This window comes from Stagnimonas aquatica, from assembly GCF_003730135.1.
Lineage (GTDB): Bacteria > Pseudomonadota > Gammaproteobacteria > Nevskiales > Nevskiaceae > Stagnimonas > Stagnimonas aquatica.
Window position 1 is genome coordinate 1 of sequence record NZ_RJVO01000009.1, and the last position, 15,672, is coordinate 15,672.

Below are 15,672 nucleotides of genomic sequence, written 5' to 3' on the forward strand. Positions count from 1 at the left end.
ACATCGCCATGGTATGCACCTCGTCTTCCTGCTGGGGTAAAACCCCGCAGGCTAGTGAAGAACACCCTGGTCAATTTTCAGTGAGCAGAACCCCGTTTGGCTGGTCAATTTTCAACGCGCGCCAACACCGAAAGACTGTAACTCGGATTCCTGAGGATTCGCTGCGGGAGGCTCCATGGCGGGCTCCTTCGGGTGCCCGTCGTGTGGTGAGCCAGGTGGTGAGCGGGCGATGCTTATTTGTGGGCAGTGTTTTAGTCGATCGGCCACAGCGGAAGGGTTAATCAGCCAGCCACGGCCGAGCGTCCGCTTTGGGCTACGAGAAGCGCTCTACCCCGGACTAGCTCGTTTCATAAGCGTTAACGGCCGGTCGAGTCGTCAATCAATTGGTAAATGAGCGTCCGCTTGAAGTAGATCCGTCGACCCATTTTTACTTTCGCTCGCCTCAACGCAGCGCCGAATTCTGTGTTGGCCGAGATGGACACTCTCAGGCCCTGCGGCGATCTCGAAAGTAGTTTGGCTAGTTCCGCCAATGTGAGAAGCGGCGAATGTGAAATCGGCAAATCCACGGCGGCGCTAGATAGCTGCATGTCTCATCTCCATGAGCGGATCGACGCCACGCTGTGTTCGTTATGGCATGGCGATATGCATATGCTCGTTGGCAAGCGCGTCTATGCATAGATGTGGTTTTCCACACCTAAAACTGCATCTGCTGGTTCCGGGGCTCCGGTATATCGCCTCAGGTCGCTTTGGACCTGCGCCCGCGTGAACGCATCGGCGGTGGAAGCTCGACAAGCTCTGTTAACGGCGGCATCAGCTCTGACGGCTCGCATCGAAGGCCGGCAGCGATACGAAAGAGCACCACCAACGTGATGTTGTATTTCCCGCGCTCAACGTGGCTGTAGTAGGCGCGGTCGAGCCCGATCTCCGCTGCGAAATCCTCTTGCGAGATCTTCATGCCCTCGCGCCGGGCTCGAATGGCACGGCCGACGGAGAAGATTGAAGGATGCTGATCGCGCATCTGTGCGATTGTTCGCACATTGCGGTATAACACCACGGTATATAACTCACGTACATCCTTAACCGTGGTGTCCACCGAAATGAAAAAGAAAAGCCTGCAGGACATTTCCGCTGAAGATGCATTTCTGATGTTCGGGTATGCGCTGCTTGATCCTCCGCCATTGTTCGAATGGAAGTCGGAACTCGGCGTGTCCGCAAGGTCGGCTGCCGAGCAACTGCTTGCCAGCATTGAAGCCAACGACGTCGATGCCTCCCTGATCGCTCAGATACTGGCCTGCTGCGCCTATCCGATGGATCAGTGGCCTCTGGATCTACTCCAGATTTCGCTCCTGACCGATGGCAGCTGGAGCCGTGTGCTTCGAGTTCTCGAACTCGTTCGGAAGACGCAAGGACTTCGGCCCAACGATTTCCATGACGGCGGTGCGCGTTTTCAGCGCTGCATCGCTTTGGGATTTGCGCCGCCGTCCAAGGACAGCAGCACGCGCCAGAAGGCCTCCGCATGCTGACTCTTGCGACGCGCTTTAAAAGTATCGATGCGCCGAAGTCGCGTAGTTTCGCGCGCGAAACTACTATCCTCGTGTCGTTGGTCACTGCCTTCATGGCGGGTTGTGCAACTGGACCGGACAGTGCGAGAGAACCGAGATACAAAGCGCCGTGGGCGCAATACCAGAAGGTCGCATTCAAGGATTTGCTGACCAGCTACGGCGTCTCCAACCTGTCGGTCCAGCGTCAAGAAACGCTCGACATGTATCTCCGGTCGCAGACCAAAACCTTCGACCGATACGTCGCTGCCAAGGAAGTCGGTGTTGGGATGGAGCCGCTGCAACAGGAGGCCATTGCCGAAATCGAGACTGCCGGGGCCGAACTATCCTCGAAGCTCTTCGTAATCAGAACGCTGATCACGGCCAATGCCTACGACGCGCGGTTGGGCGGATTTCCGCTTTACCAACTGCCGATGGATACCGATGCAAGCCTCCGCTTCAGCAACGACGATGTTCGCACCAGCAAGTCGAGGGAAGGTGTCACTCGCGGCATGAGCTTCGCTGCAGAGGGATACGGGCTGGTGACCGCTGAGCTCTGGTTTTCGAAGGTCGGCTGGGTATTGCCGGCAGCGCCGGAACGGGCGGTCCAAATCCTCGAGCGCTTGAGCAAGGTTGATGGCGAACGCAAGGTCGCAGTCGCCATGGTTTTCTCCTTGGATCGATGCGATTTGGACCGGCAGCAGAGAACGATGTTGGCGTGCCGAGCGAAAATCGTTGGGATGTCCGCCTACAGCGGCCTGGATGCGATGCAGCCGAGCAATCCGCCCCTTCTGGAGCTGGAGTACCGCGGCCGTCGCTAATTGCGACTGAGGTGTCTTGCGTCGTAGTGACAACCCTTAGAGCGGCGTGTGCTCCACCCACTGAACGTGAGCTACGGCGGTCGGCTGGAGGGATAATGGCGCAGCTTTAGCGCGCTTGAAAGGCGAGTCCAAGTGCCTGGCTGAGCGCGCGGTCTCTCAGGGGAGCCTTTTAAGAAACCTATGCGCGGACCCTTGAACTATCTGATGCCGTATCCCGGTGTTGAAGCCGAGTATGACCTTCTGGTTGTGGACACCGAATTCACCAGGCTGCCCATGGAGAAGGAAGCGGTTTGGAGTTGGGCCGAGCATTGCCGATTGCTCGCGGTCGCGATTGTTCCGCTGGCGCAATCAGAAAAGCCGGATCACTTCTATGCAACCCGGAAGATCAGCAAGGCCATTTTGTCGATATGCAATCCCTTCGTCAGAGAGACTGTCATTCCGAGCATGGGCGCGTCGGTGGCAACGGTGGCGTTCGATGACGAGGCCAATCTGCAGCCTAGTCTGAAGAGCTACCTTGCCACTCGCAGGCGATCGACTGGAAAGCCGCCGCTTCTTGCGGTGGATTGGATTGGCGATGCGTACCTGCTGCGCCCACTATTCGAAGATGAGCCAGCCTGGTTGCTGCTTGATCGCGTTCCGCAGATTGAGTTCGCTCTGGACGCGGGTTGGCCGGCAGAGCGCACACGGCACAACGCCTTGCACGACGCTGAAGTGATCCGCGCCGCTTTCGCGACCACCTTGGGTTGGTCAAACGCCTCCGACTAGTTTCGCGCGCGAAACTAGTCAAAGAGGGGGCTCACCCTTCGCGATCAAACAGCTTGCCCAAATCCGACCAGTCAGGCCAAGCCGCTTTGCCAATTAGCTTGCCATTCTCAAATTTTGCTGCGAGTCGAAACGGTTCCTTCGCCGAACTATTGTCGTAAGCGAAGCCTTCGTTTGCCAATTGCAATGCTTCCGCGACGAGAGGCCACAGCCGGGTAAAGCGTTCGTTCTGCTTCTCGACGGGGACATCGTGTCCGCCGTGGCGCACGCGGGCCTCAACGCGGCGGATCGACAGGGGCAGCGGTACCAAGATGATGTGGGCCACCACCAAAAAACCGCTGCGCTTGGCGGTCCGAATCAGATCGAGCTTGGACGGGTGCGAAAACACTGTTTCGGCGATAAAGGATCGGCCTGCAAGGATCATCTCATCGCGGCGCTGCGCCGCGATCTTGGCGGCCTCGTAGGACCAATCCTTCTTCGCTTTTGGCCAGCGCTCTCGGGCGATGACATCGGCGTTGATGAACGGCAAGCCGGTAGCCGGCGCCAGAACCTGCTCGTAGAACGTCGTCTTGCCAGACCCGTTCGGACCTGCGAGCAGGTGGAGCAGCGGCATGGATCAGCGCACCGATTTGAGCTTGCCCTTTCGCGGGCTGCGGACCACCACCTGTCCGGAAGCATTCAGTTCGACCACCTCGCGCCCCATCGCTGGTAGCAGCTTGTCGAGCCGCAGATTCTTGCGTGTTTCGTCAATGCGCTCGTTCCATCCAGCACGGACCAAGGCTTGCTCTTGCACATTGAGCTGGTCGTAGCCACCGCCGCCGTCCAGAACGGCTTTTACGGCGGCGACGGTCACCCCAGGGCTCCGCTCCAACTCCCGGCCGATTCGCGCCCAGTGTGCGATCTGCTGAGACAGGCTGCGGCTCATGCTGTCGGCGGTCGAGCGCGCTGCGGCCGTGAGTTCGGCATCCAGGCGCATAGGGCTGTTCGAGGCCATACGGGCTCCCATCTAAGTGAGTACGCATTGTAGCAATCCGCTACAGACCGGCTTTAGTAAGTCGGCTCAAGTCGAACTGGGCTTGGCGGGGAATGCCAACTCGACGTACGTCGACGGTGTCGCTGCGATGACTCGAAGCTACGGACATGACGTTCGGAAATCGTGGCCTCTTGACTATCCGACAAGCGCCAAGACTGCGGGTTTGCTTCAAGCCGGAGTCAGTCGCTGCCGTCCGCCTCCAAATGTGCTGCTTCGATTACCTCGCCGCTAGCTGGAACCCAGAAGTGCGGCATCTATGCCCGGCGCGACGGCGCTAATCCTCGGCTCGTTAGAAAGTCATTCGGCAAGGCTGATGGGCGCTGGACGAGTTCGCTTACAAACACGCTGTTGATCAGCAAGCAAAGCTATCGAGGGTTTGCAGCCCAGAACGGCTAGATTTGCCCCCATTTTTGGGGCCCCATTTTTCCCGTACACCCGACGCACGGTGGGGTCGTGCAGCCCGGAAGCCGGAAAGCCACGTATGGCGTGGCTTTCCGATGTAGCCACCCCTGCTTTTTGGCCGGCTGCAAAATGGCTGCATAGTTACTATTACTTTTGCAATAGCTAGCAAATACAGTGACTTAATATTTGCAGCCCGCTTTGCGGAAAACGCTATGAAAAAACGCCCTGCCGTTCTCCACCTTCGCATGCCAAAAGAAGAGAAAGATCGCATACAGGCCTTCGCGGCCAAGCGCTCTATTTCGGATGCCAGCGCCTGCGCAATCTTGTTGAAACTAGGCGCCGATTCGCTCGCTTTGGAGACCCGAAGTCCTTACGAGCGGATGCAGGGAATGGAAGATTGCCTGGTCGAATTGAATCAGGCTATCGAGGTTCAGCAAAACGACATCTCGCAGGTTGGACATGATGTGGAGGGGCTAGCGCGTGAACTGGAGAGGAGCCACCGGCTTCTGATCGAACTGGTGGTGGCGACGCGCATGGTCCTCCATAAAGTGAATCCCGAGGGCTTCGCGAAGCTTGAAGAGTTGACCAGAAGAGCAGGGGCGCTACATCAGCAAGAGAGGCCGATGTAGTAGGTGGAAGGGCGCCTTTGCTCTTCCACGGGTAGGCCTGTAAAAACACAATTCGTGAACGGAGATCACCGTGGCACGCCGTCAGAAGAGCAGCCTGTTCGACGATTTAATTGAAGTGTCTTCCCGCCTGCCTTGGTGGCTAGGGGTGCTACTGGCAGCGATCTCCTACTTCGCTCTGCATCGATATGCCACGGTCCAACCAGCGGCTCCTACTGACATGGCGCAGATGGGCGCATATGCAGGTCAGCAGATGTGGCGAACGATGGCCTTCTTTGGGCAATACCTGCTTCCGGCCGCATTCGGCTTCGGAGCTGTGATTGCCGCAATCAAAGCCTTTCAATCTCGAAAGCGCTATGAACAGACCGCTGAAATCGGACAGAGAGCCGGCTTACTCAACATGTCCTGGCCGCAGTTCGAGCAGCTGGTCGCAGAGCACTTCAGGCGGCGAGGCTATGCCGTCAGTGTGGTGGGCCGAGGTGGTGCCGATGGCGGCGTGGATGTGGAGCTGAGAAAAGGAAGTGAACTGCTGCTGGTGCAATGCAAGCAATGGCGCGCCACCAAAGTGGGCGTGGATGTGGTGCGAGAGCTCTATGGCGTCATTGCAGCTCGGGGTGCATCAGGCGGCTATGTGGTTTCATCCGGGCAATTCACAGCCGATGCCGAGGCATTCGCTCAAGGCCGAAACATCGAGCTCGTCAATGGCGAACAGCTCATCGTCGCTATGCGTGATGGCGATGCAGCAGCCACGCCGACCCCGCGTTTGCGGCCAGCAGCGTTGTCTGCATCGGCGCCAGCGAAGGCCTGTCCGAAGTGTGGTTCCTCCATGGTTTTGCGCACAGCGCGTCAAGGCGCCAACGCAGGCCAGCAGTTCTGGGGGTGCTCTACGTTCCCCAAATGTCGCGGGACAGCTGTATCACCCTAATCAATGTCAGCGCAGGTATGCGTGTTTGGATAGCGCTGTCCACTTTGCGCTGATCAAGTCAATGCTCATCGGTGACTCCGTGCCAAGAGCAGGCGGTCGGACCCGTCGCCAAAGTCGGGCGGAGACTAAACTTGTCCGAACAGCTTTTCTTCGACCTTGGATCAAAGTCAGCCGCCAGCCGCAGAGCAGAGCGACTAACAGATTAGTTGCTCATTCACTACGTTGATTGACACTTTTTGAGCCAGTGGGAGCAGAATCGATTTAAGGGACGTCGCCAACCGACATAAGACCACTACGGTGGCCGCCACTACAGGGAGTAGGCGTGAAGAAGATAGACCTGCATATCCACACCGTCGCTACCTTCAGCGACAGCCCCTTCTATTTCAGTATGGAGGTCTTCAAGCGATATGTGGCCGAGGCCGGGCTGGATGCTGTCGCGGTCACGAATCATGATGTGTTCGACGCGAAGCAATGCCGCGAAATTCAGAAGGCACTGGCCCCGGTGGTCGTGTTTCCGGGCATCGAGATCAATCTCGAGGGCTGCCACCTTTTACTGTACTGCGATCCGACGGACATCGACGACTTCAACACCAAGTGCGCGGCCGTCACCAAGAAGATCAGAAAGCACGGTGATGAGGTAACAGTTACCGAGCTGAAGACGATTTTTGGAAACCTCGACCACTACTTGCTGATTCCTCACAGCGACAAGAGCCCGCCGATATCAGCCGACACACTGTTGAATCTCGATCCCTTCGTGTCCGCAGGGGAGGTGGATTCCGCAAAGAAGTTTGTCCGGGCCATAAAAGACGATACCAAGCTGACCCCGGTGCTGTTCAGCGACCTTCGGATGAAGGATGGGCTCGAACATTTCCCGTCGCGTGCAACTTTCGTGGACTGCGGCGACATTTCGCTCGCCGCCCTCAAGGCCTGCATCAAGGACAAGAACAAGGTTGCGCTGTCCGAGAGCGACGGCAACCTTCTCTGGCCCATTTTCACGAACGGGCAACAGATCTCGACTGGCCTCAATGTCATCGTCGGCCCGAGATCATCCGGCAAGACACACACCCTGGACGAAATCCAAAAGGCAATTGGGAACTGCAAGTACATTCGACAGTTCGAGCTGGTCCAGCAGGACGAGGCAGACTACGAGAAGAAGTTCAACAAGGACGTCGAGCGTCGCCGGGGCCTTGTTGTCGAGGGCCATCTCGCCGGCTTGCGGCGGGTTCTCGATGACGTGCTCAGAATTGATCCGCCAGCGAACGATGCCGAGGTTGGCAAGTATGTAAGCACGCTCCTCACATCCGCGACGGAGGTCCAGCGTCAGGACAACTTTTCCAGTTGCGCGCTGTTCCGTGAAACACCTTTCACTCTTCGAGACAACAAGGGTCTTGAGCAGCTGATCGCATCGGTCCAGCATCTGATTCGGAATATCGATTTCGCCAACATCATCGAGAAGCATGTTGATCGGACCTCGTTGAGGCGCCTTGCTTGCGAGCTCATCGAGTTGCACCAAGTGACCGCTCGCGACATCGCACTGAAGTCCTACGTCAACACGATCGTCAAGGACGTGAAGCAGTTGCTGAGCACCCGAAGCTCAGCCAGCTCGGTGGCCGACGTGGACCTGTTCGATATCGCCCTTGACCAGCGACGCCTCGCTCGATTCGCGGAAATCGTGGGGTTCCTGAAGAAGGAAGCCGTCATATACGAGAAGCCGGTACAAGGTTTCCGTGTCGAGGCCCGACGCACCACGTACAAAAACGCCTCAGATCTTCGCAAGCGCTCTTCGACGGCAGTCAGCTTCGTGGAGGCGTATGGAGAGTACGGCGATCCCGTTCGGTATCTGCAGAAATTGAAAGCGATGGAGCTCAACCCCGCAGATCTCTACAAGCTCTTCGTCCAGATCAACTACCGGATACTGAACAAGGACGGAGTCCCGGTCTCGGGTGGCGAGCGCTCGGAGTATCGACTGATACAGGAGATCGCCGATGCCAAAACCTTCGACGCCCTGTTGATCGACGAACCCGAATCGTCCTTCGATAACCTGTTCCTGAAGGGAGAGGTCAACGAGATTCTCAAGGCCCTGTCAGAGACCATGCCTGTCGTCGTCGTAACGCACAACAACACAGTAGGCGCTTCCATCCAGGCGGACTATCTGCTGTTCACACATAAGGAGGTGAAAGACGGCGAGGTCATCTACCGTGTCTATTCGGGGCACCCCACGGACAAAATGCTGCGCGCGCCAGATGGTACTGAAGTCAGGAATCACGACGTAATGATGAATTCGTTGGAAGCGGGCGCAGACGCCTATCGGCTCAGGAGGGAGAGCTATGAAGCTGTTAAAAATTGAAGGCAAGGCTGCACATTTTCTGATCGCCGGGGAGACATTCAACTCCATCGACAAAATCACGAAAGAGGATCTGCTTAGGTTGGCCAACCTCACGCTGACCGAGGAGTCGGTCGCGTTCGATCCCTACAGTGATGTGGAGCTTCCGAACCAGGCTCACCAGGTCATTTACAAGAGCGTTCTCGGTAAGCTCGAGAGCCTTCGCGAACGCAAGGCCGAGTTCGCCGATAAGGCAGCGCGCCTGTATTTAGATGAGTACAAGGAATACAAGGACGAGCTGGCGAAGCCCTAGCGCTCGCGGGAGCAGTTCAAGTTGAATTTTCGCTCGACGGCCAAGCCTGCGCCCCATAGCCGGTCACAGATAATGAGCCAAGGCGCACAGTCCAGTCCTACACCGGTAGGCATATTTCGTCGCGTTCCATCGACGGTCTTCGCGCCTCTGTCGGCGCCACTGCGCGAGCACTACTGGCAGGTGCTGACCCGCCTCTATGATCGATACTTCGGACCGGACGCGGATATTCCACGCGACGGTTACGAGCATCGGGCGATCAGCGCGGAGATTGAGCGCTACATACTGGAGGTCCCCTCTATGGCAGGGGAGGACGGTCAGCCGAGCGACACTCCAATCTCGGTGCGCGCCAACCAGATGATGGCGACCCTCAAGCAAGCCGGGTGGTTGAAGGAGTTCACCACGGGCGTGAAACCCTTCGTGCTGATGCCGCCGGCAATCATCGGACTCCTTGGGGTGCTGAAGCAGTTCGCCGAAGAGGGCCCTCAGATCGTCGCCGGCAGTGTGCAGATAGTGCACAACACGCTGAAGCAGGTCCGGGCGAATCCGGGTGAGCAGGCGGCAGCGTTTCACCAAGCGGCCACCGAAACCATGCGCCTGGTGGCGGGGTTGAAGGCCACCGGGGTCCGCGTCGAGGAAGTCATGGAGCGGCTAGAGGAGGAAGGCGGCACGGCCGCCTTCATCAAGGCCTTCTTCCAGCAGTACATCTCCGAGATCTATATCCGGGACTATCAGGAACTCCGCACCGCGAACCACCCCCTCCGGTTTCGGCACGACATCCTGCGCCTGGTAGCCGAACTGCGAGATGACCAGGCGGCGCGGCGCGCGCTGCTGGCCTGGTACGCCACCACCTTCCGGACTTCCTCGAACGACAAGGCCGAAGAACTGCTGCAGCGGGATTTCGACCGCCTTGGACGATTCCACGACATCCAGCGGCACCTGGACGACCTGGACGACTCGGTTCAGAGGGCCACGCAGAAGGCCATCACGGCGATCAGCTATTCGCTCCGGGTCCAGGGACGAATGGAGCGCCTAATCGAGCAGGCCGTCGATGCCGTGCTGCTCCGAGATGGCGACGACATTGAACACGCCTTCGTGCTTGCCCCGGGTCAATTGTTCACTGAGGGCCGCTTGCGCGAGCCAAATGAGGCGAAACCAGCCATGACCCGGACAGCGACCCGGCGCGTACAGCTGACGCCGCGCCAAAAGGCTCTCATCGCCTTGCGCAAGGCCCGCGACATGCGGCGGAACATCACCAGCCGTCACGTCGCGAGCTATGCCTCGCGCTTTGCCTCCAACCGTCAGGTCAGCTCCGATGACCTGACCATCGAATCGATCTCGGATTTATGCATCGTCCTCGAGATGTGCCGGGAGGCCGGAGTCCGAACGTATGGGGGCTCGCGCAAGACCGGCGGCTCGAACGCCGTCCGCTCGACGCGAGGGCTGGTGTTACACCGCGTTCCCGGCGAGTGGACCGAGAACGAGTATCTGCGCCTGCCTCGCTTCACCATGGAATTTAAAGGAGTTGGCTGATGCCCAAGACTTGGGACGACCTCGCCGACGCGTCGACTCTGTATGCGCCGGAAGATTTCAAGGCCGCGGCCTACCAGGCGGTTACCGAACAGATCCTCTACTCCCGGAACCCAGGACAGCGCGTGTCCTATGAGTTGATCGCGCGCTATAGATCGCAGTTCCGAGAGGCGATGGCTCTGCTCGGCATCGAGCTTCGCTTCATTGATGAGCACCGGTTCGTGGCGGCCATCCCTCACCACGCCAAACGCGTCGCGCTGCCCAAACAACAGACGCTGCTCTGCCTCACGTTCCGGCAGGTCTACGACGACCAGATGCGGTCTGGGCGAGGCCAGGCCGGCTGCGCGCATCTGACGGTCGAAGAGTTGTTCACGGCCTACAAAGCCATCGCCCGCAAGGACGATCTCCCGAACACCTCGATTGCCCTCAAGGATGTTCTGAAGCCGCTGCAGAGATTCGGCCTGATCCGATTCGGAGAGCCCCCGCCCAACTCGCCACAGCCGTTCTCGATCGAGATTCTTCCTGGCATCGCCGAGGTCGTCAGCGAAATGACGACGGCGCGACTCGCCAGCGCCTACAGCGGTAGCGCCCCGGACGCCGAAGAGACAGCCGGCCAACCCGCGGAGAGCGATGCATGAAGGCGCTGAAGAAGATCATCCTGGTGCAGTTCTTCCTGCACGACGCCATGGAGTGGGAGGCCGGGGGCAACACGACCTTTCTCGGTTCCAATGGCACCGGCAAGACCGCCATGCTGGATGCGGTCCAGATCGCGATGCTGGGCGCCAACCTGCGATATCTAAAGTTCAACGCCCAGACCGACTCGTCGAGCGGCGGGGGGCACAGCCGCACCTTGCGCGGGTACTGCCTGGGCATGTTCAAGCCCGAGCAGGACAAAGCCGTGGCGCTCCGCCATCGCCGCGACACTGCGAACACCTTCATCACCCTGGTGTTCGAGGACTCGGAGACCGGAGAGTCCGTGTCCGCTGGCGTGGCCATGACGGCCAGCATCGACTATCACACGCACGAGGTACAGGGCCTGTTTGTGGCGCCAGGGGTCGAGCTGACTCTGGCCGATCACATGGAGACCGTAGGTACCGACGAAGTCCCCCGTCTATGGAAGGACTTCGCCGCGGTGCTGCGCAAAGCCTCGGAACACGCCGGCCGCACGCCGATCCTCACGGATCGCTCCGAGACCTATGTTCGCGAGTTGCTGCACGCCATCGGCGGTGCCGGCGCCGGCATCAATCAGCGGGAGTTCCTGAGGACCTTTGCGAAGTCGGTCTCGATGAAGGACATCGGACCGGTCAGCGATTTCGTCCGCCATTTTCTGGTCGAAACCCCCAGCATCGACAAGCAGCGCGCGCTCCTCCAGGTCGAGACGCTTCGCAAGCTGAAGGCGCTGATCGATGAAGTCGGTCATCGCATCAATCAACTTGGAGACTTCGACAGCGGCTTCACCAGCGTGCAGGGGTGGGCCCGCCGACAGGTGGCCTATCAAGGGCTCGAGCAGACCTACAAATTCGAGCGCGCCAGCGAGATCGCCGACGCGGAGGCCGAGAAAGCGCGGGATCTCGGTGACGAACTACAGAAGGACGATGGGCGACTGGCTCGGTTAGTGACCGACCTCGCTGCGGCCAGTCAGTCGCGCGAGGCACTGCTCCTCACGCTCAACAGCGACGAGCCTTCGCGCCGGGTGGACAGCCTTCAGAAGGACCTCGCGGCGGTCGACGCGAACCGCGCCGGCGAATTCCATTTCCTTCGACGGCTGGTCGGTCAGGTTGTGCAGGCCCTCAACGAGGCGGCACTGCTGCCGGAGCTGAGCGATCGCGCCGAACAGCTGGTCGTGGCCAAGGACGACCTGGTCCGCGAATTTGACCGGAGCAGCGCTGCAGGGCCCGGCTGTCTCAAGGAGGCGTTCCGGGATGTTGTGCCGGTTTTGGAGCGCGTGTCAGATCGGATGGCAGAAATCCGAACTCAGCTCGGATCCGCTGTTGATCGTGCATCGACGAAGGTCGACGAGGTCGTGGCCCGCATCAACGCGATCGAGAAGACCGGCGTGGCGCTCAACCCAGACCCGGCGATGGCGCTGGAACTGCTCAGCCGCGCCGGCATCCGCGCCAAGCCGGTGTGCACGCTGATCGGTATCTCGAAAGAGGAATGGCAGCCGGCCGTAGAGGGCTTCCTGAAACAGGCCCGCGAGGCGCTACTTGTCGAGGACGGCAAGGAGGATCAAGCGGTTCAGGTTTTGCGGAGACTGCCGCAGCATCAGCGTCTGCACGACGCTCGAATTGTGCAGCCCGAGCGCATCCGGTCCAAGTACTACGCCGACCCGGCTACAAAGGAAGTGGCCTCGCTACTGACGACCACCGACCGATCCGACTCGGCGCGTACCGCGCAGGCCTACCTCCGGCAGATTCTGAGCGGCATGGTTATGGTGGAGACTGAGGCGGAGCTGCGTGGTAACGACCGGGCGATGACCGTCGACGGCATGCTGTCGGCCAACGCTTCCACGGGATCGTTCAAGTTGATGCCCGACAGCCAGCTCATCATGGGCATGAAGTCGGATGTCCGGGACGCCTCCTCACTCCCTGCCGCGCGGATCAAGGCGGACGCAGCGCTTCGGGATGCCAAGGCTTCTCTTAAGGCCGCTGATCGCGTGATCTCGACCATCGGCGTGCTCGGCGAGCTGTCCGAGTTGACCGCGGCGGTCACGCGCGCGGCGGAGCGATGGGGCTCGCACGATCAACACCATGCCGATCTGGACTCGCAGATCAAGGCGATCAACCTGGACCACATGAACGATCTTCGAGACCAGTTCACAGCGGCCAGCGATCGGATCACGGACCTCGACAACGAGAGGTTGGCCGTGGCCGCGAGAATCCCCCAGACGAAGGACAAGATCGAGCGTGCCATCGCGTTGGCGGCCAGTCAGCGCGAAGTCGCGCGGCTCGCCAAGGATCGCGTCGCGGAGATCGCCCAGCTACCGGATTTCGACGCCGATTTCGCCGATGGCCTGCGCCAGGAGATCGACGAAGCGGCGAAGCCGGTGGGCGGTGGCTACGACCAGTGCCTCGGCCTGGTCGAGTCCAGAGGGCAGAACGCCGCCTCCCGACTGCAGTCCGAGCTAAACAAGGTGGTCCCGCCCTTCATCGTCTTCATCGATCAGTTTGGCTATGGCCTGATCGAGGAGCGCACGGACTGGCGTCTCGCGCTCAAGTGGGTGCGGACCCAGCGCAAGCGGCTGGTGGAAACCGAGCTGGTTAGGCACGAACAAGACGCGAAGCAGGCCAAATTAGCCGCCGAGCAAGCTTTCCGAACTGACATCGCGGTCAAGCTGCGGAACGCAATTGACGACATGAAGAGTAACCTGGATTCGCTCAATCGGATCCTGCGGACCTGCCCCGAGTTTTCGAACGGCGAGCGTTACCTGTTCCGCTACGAGACTGTGCGAGAGCATCGCGACCTCTACGAGGTGATCAAACACTCGGCCAGCTTGTTCGAGCTAACTGAGGACTCGGCCAATCCGGCAGTGCTGGATCTGCTGGAGTTGGCCGCTAACAACGACCCCGAGCGCGGGCCGACTCCGCTCGACGACTTCCGGCTGATGTTTTCGTTCGACGTCGAGATCCTGTCCGGCGGGAAGCATGCCGGCTGGCTGTCACAGCGAATCGGCCCGGGCTCGAACGGTGAGCACCGTACCCCGTTCTACGTGGTGCTGGGCGCCGCCCTCGCGCATGCCTACCGACTCGATGATCGCCGTCAGGCGGGCGCAGGGTTCATGCTACTCGACGAGGCGTTCTACGCGATGGATTCCGATAACAGTCTCGCGGCGGCCCAGTTCCTCAAGAGCCTGGGCCTGCAGCTGCTGATGACAGGACCGTCGACAGAGCTAGCGAAGCTCATGGCCGTGTCCGACCGGATCTACGAGTTCAGCCGCTTCGACGCCGACCTGCACGTGGAGGTGATCTACGTGAAGGCGGCGGCCAAGGATCTGATGACGTCGGACTACCCATCGGCCCACCCGGATCTGCTGGATATCGCCGAAGCCGAGATCGTGGCCAAGGAGGCTGCTCGTGTCGACCAGCGTAGCCCGGCAAGCGCTTGAGCAACTGTTGGAAGGCGCGGAGCGTCAGTGGTCACGCGATCGCCAGGTCGATAGCTCGCTGCCGTTCACGGCCGCCCGCTTCCCTGCATACCTCAAGCTCCAATCCCGGCAGGAGCGGGATGACGTCCACGCCGATCTCCGCCAGATAGCCGAGACGCGGACCATATCGATCGACTGGGACGATCGTGCTGGCGACGACGGCCGGATCCTGCGCCTTCGGTGTACCGATGCCGACGGCCTGGCGAGGGAACTGGGCCTAATCCCGCTGTGGGATCAAATCGCCCAAGCAGAAAGTCGGCTAGCGTCCTATCGAGATGAGTTCTGCATTGACGCCATCATCGAGACTTGGAGGCAGCGGCGTCGGGTGCGAAGCAGGGGCCCCGATCAAGCGCACTTGGTGGCCGTGGCGGCGGACATCGTTCGACATTGCCGGCGGGTGGGGCCGGCCACCGACGTCCCGGTTCGGGTACTCAGCGGCCGCTTGCTTGGCGATACCAAAATGATCGAGGAGCGGATGGTCGGAATCCTCGACGTCCTGACCGCGGGAGACTGCGAAGCGCCGGCGCGTAGCGAGGACGAGGTTTTGTCCGAGTTGGGCCTCGTCCGCTTCCCACAGCCGGTGCTGGTAAGCGGATGTGGCGCAATCAAGTTCCACAACGGGGACAGCCTACCCCTCCTCAAGCCCTATATGGGCGTACCGCCGGCGATCGTGGCGGCACTGGCTGAGCCTCCGGAATTCATCTTGACGGTGGAGAACCTAACGACCTTCAACGTGCTTGCCCAGGGTGCCGCTGGCGACCACCGCGGCCTCATCCTGTACACCGGTGGCATGCCGTCGAGGTCGATGCGCAGGGCTTGGCTCGATCTAGTTGCATCAGCGCCGGAGAGCCGGCTGCTGCACTGGGGGGACACTGATCTCGGAGGGCTGCTGATCGCGGCGGTGTTCGCCAAACTCGCCGAAAGCCTGGGTCGTTCGCTGCATCTCTGGGAAATGGGATGCCGCGCGATTGCGCGCGCACCGGCGGAAACTGGCTCTGAGTTGAGCCGCACGGACGCACGCCGCATTGTCGAGATCGCTGCTCGGCACGGCTGGGCGGCGGACTTCGACGGTTTCGAGACTGCACCCCGGGCGATCGAGCAGGAGATCCAAGAGATCCGCGCGCTCGCGGACTTGTAGACGCCGCCGCGAATTCTGGCTCTGAGAAGTCTTCAACGTTGTAATCAGCGGGCGAGCACTCACACCCCCGCTCGTAGACTGGTGGTGACCAGACCAGCCGGAAAACCAATGTAAGCAGAT

Annotated in this window: 14 protein-coding genes; 11 read left to right on the forward strand and 3 right to left on the reverse strand. The window is 60.1% G+C overall.

Annotation, left to right across the window (positions count from 1 at the left end; translation table 11 throughout):
* Positions 1-736: 736 nt before the first annotated feature.
* Positions 737-1,093 (reverse strand): helix-turn-helix domain-containing protein, encoded by a 357-nt coding sequence (locus ED208_RS15315; RefSeq protein WP_199720641.1) that lies wholly within the window; start codon positions 1,091-1,093, stop codon positions 737-739.
* A 4-nt stretch (positions 1,094-1,097) separates the two neighbouring features.
* Here ED208_RS15315 and ED208_RS15320 point away from each other — a divergent pair, with 4 nt between their 5' ends.
* The 3 genes from ED208_RS15320 to ED208_RS15330 all read left to right on the forward strand — a co-directional run bounded on the left by ED208_RS15320 (position 1,098) and on the right by ED208_RS15330 (position 3,124).
* Complete coding sequence (locus ED208_RS15320; protein ID WP_148044773.1) at positions 1,098-1,523, forward strand: hypothetical protein; 426 nt, start codon at positions 1,098-1,100, stop codon at positions 1,521-1,523.
* Positions 1,517-2,359, forward strand: coding sequence for a hypothetical protein (locus ED208_RS15325; RefSeq protein ID WP_123212803.1), 843 nt, complete (start codon positions 1,517-1,519; stop codon positions 2,357-2,359). Before ED208_RS15320 ends, ED208_RS15325 begins: the two co-directional genes overlap by 7 nt.
* Before the next feature lie 192 nt (positions 2,360-2,551).
* On the forward strand, positions 2,552-3,124 hold the full coding sequence (locus tag ED208_RS15330) for a hypothetical protein (protein WP_148044774.1): 573 nt from the start codon (positions 2,552-2,554) through the stop codon (positions 3,122-3,124).
* A 31-nt stretch (positions 3,125-3,155) separates the two neighbouring features.
* On the opposite strand, the gene ED208_RS15335 is transcribed toward ED208_RS15330, so the two are convergent.
* Entirely contained in the window at positions 3,156-3,734 is a 579-nt protein-coding gene (locus tag ED208_RS15335) for an ATPase (protein ID WP_123212805.1), read from the reverse strand.
* A gap of 3 nt (positions 3,735-3,737) precedes the next feature.
* Positions 3,738-4,097 carry a TA system antitoxin ParD family protein gene (locus tag ED208_RS15340; protein WP_199720642.1) on the reverse strand — a complete coding sequence of 120 codons (360 nt, stop codon included), beginning with the start codon at positions 4,095-4,097 and terminating at the stop codon, positions 3,738-3,740.
* Between the two features lie 671 nt (positions 4,098-4,768).
* On the opposite strand from ED208_RS15340, the gene ED208_RS15345 reads away from it, so the two are divergent.
* From ED208_RS15345 to ED208_RS15380, 8 genes are all read left to right on the forward strand, one after another.
* Complete coding sequence (locus ED208_RS15345; protein ID WP_123212807.1) at positions 4,769-5,185, forward strand: hypothetical protein; 417 nt, start codon at positions 4,769-4,771, stop codon at positions 5,183-5,185.
* 70 nt (positions 5,186-5,255) lie between these two features.
* The gene (locus tag ED208_RS15350) at positions 5,256-6,107 is read left to right on the forward strand and encodes a restriction endonuclease (protein WP_123212808.1); all 852 of its coding nucleotides are present in this window, start codon (positions 5,256-5,258) and stop codon (positions 6,105-6,107) included.
* A gap of 322 nt (positions 6,108-6,429) precedes the next feature.
* Positions 6,430-8,454 carry a PHP domain-containing protein gene (locus ED208_RS15355; RefSeq protein WP_123212809.1) on the forward strand — a complete coding sequence of 675 codons (2,025 nt, stop codon included), beginning with the start codon at positions 6,430-6,432 and terminating at the stop codon, positions 8,452-8,454.
* Positions 8,435-8,743 carry a hypothetical protein gene (locus ED208_RS15360; protein WP_123212810.1) on the forward strand — a complete coding sequence of 103 codons (309 nt, stop codon included), beginning with the start codon at positions 8,435-8,437 and terminating at the stop codon, positions 8,741-8,743. Before ED208_RS15355 ends, ED208_RS15360 begins: the two co-directional genes overlap by 20 nt.
* Positions 8,744-8,923: 180 nt before the next feature.
* The gene (locus tag ED208_RS15365; RefSeq protein ID WP_123212811.1) at positions 8,924-10,273 is read left to right on the forward strand and encodes a Wadjet anti-phage system protein JetA family protein; all 1,350 of its coding nucleotides are present in this window, start codon (positions 8,924-8,926) and stop codon (positions 10,271-10,273) included.
* Positions 10,273-10,908 (forward strand): DUF4194 domain-containing protein, encoded by a 636-nt coding sequence (locus ED208_RS15370; RefSeq protein WP_123212812.1) that lies wholly within the window; start codon positions 10,273-10,275, stop codon positions 10,906-10,908. Before ED208_RS15365 ends, ED208_RS15370 begins: the two co-directional genes overlap by 1 nt.
* Positions 10,905-14,375 (forward strand): SbcC/MukB-like Walker B domain-containing protein, encoded by a 3,471-nt coding sequence (locus ED208_RS15375; protein WP_123212813.1) that lies wholly within the window; start codon positions 10,905-10,907, stop codon positions 14,373-14,375. The genes ED208_RS15370 and ED208_RS15375 overlap by 4 nt, the downstream gene beginning before the upstream one ends.
* Entirely contained in the window at positions 14,344-15,552 is a 1,209-nt protein-coding gene (locus ED208_RS15380) for a Wadjet anti-phage system protein JetD domain-containing protein (protein WP_123212814.1), read from the forward strand. The genes ED208_RS15375 and ED208_RS15380 overlap by 32 nt, the downstream gene beginning before the upstream one ends.
* Positions 15,553-15,672: the final 120 nt, after the last annotated feature.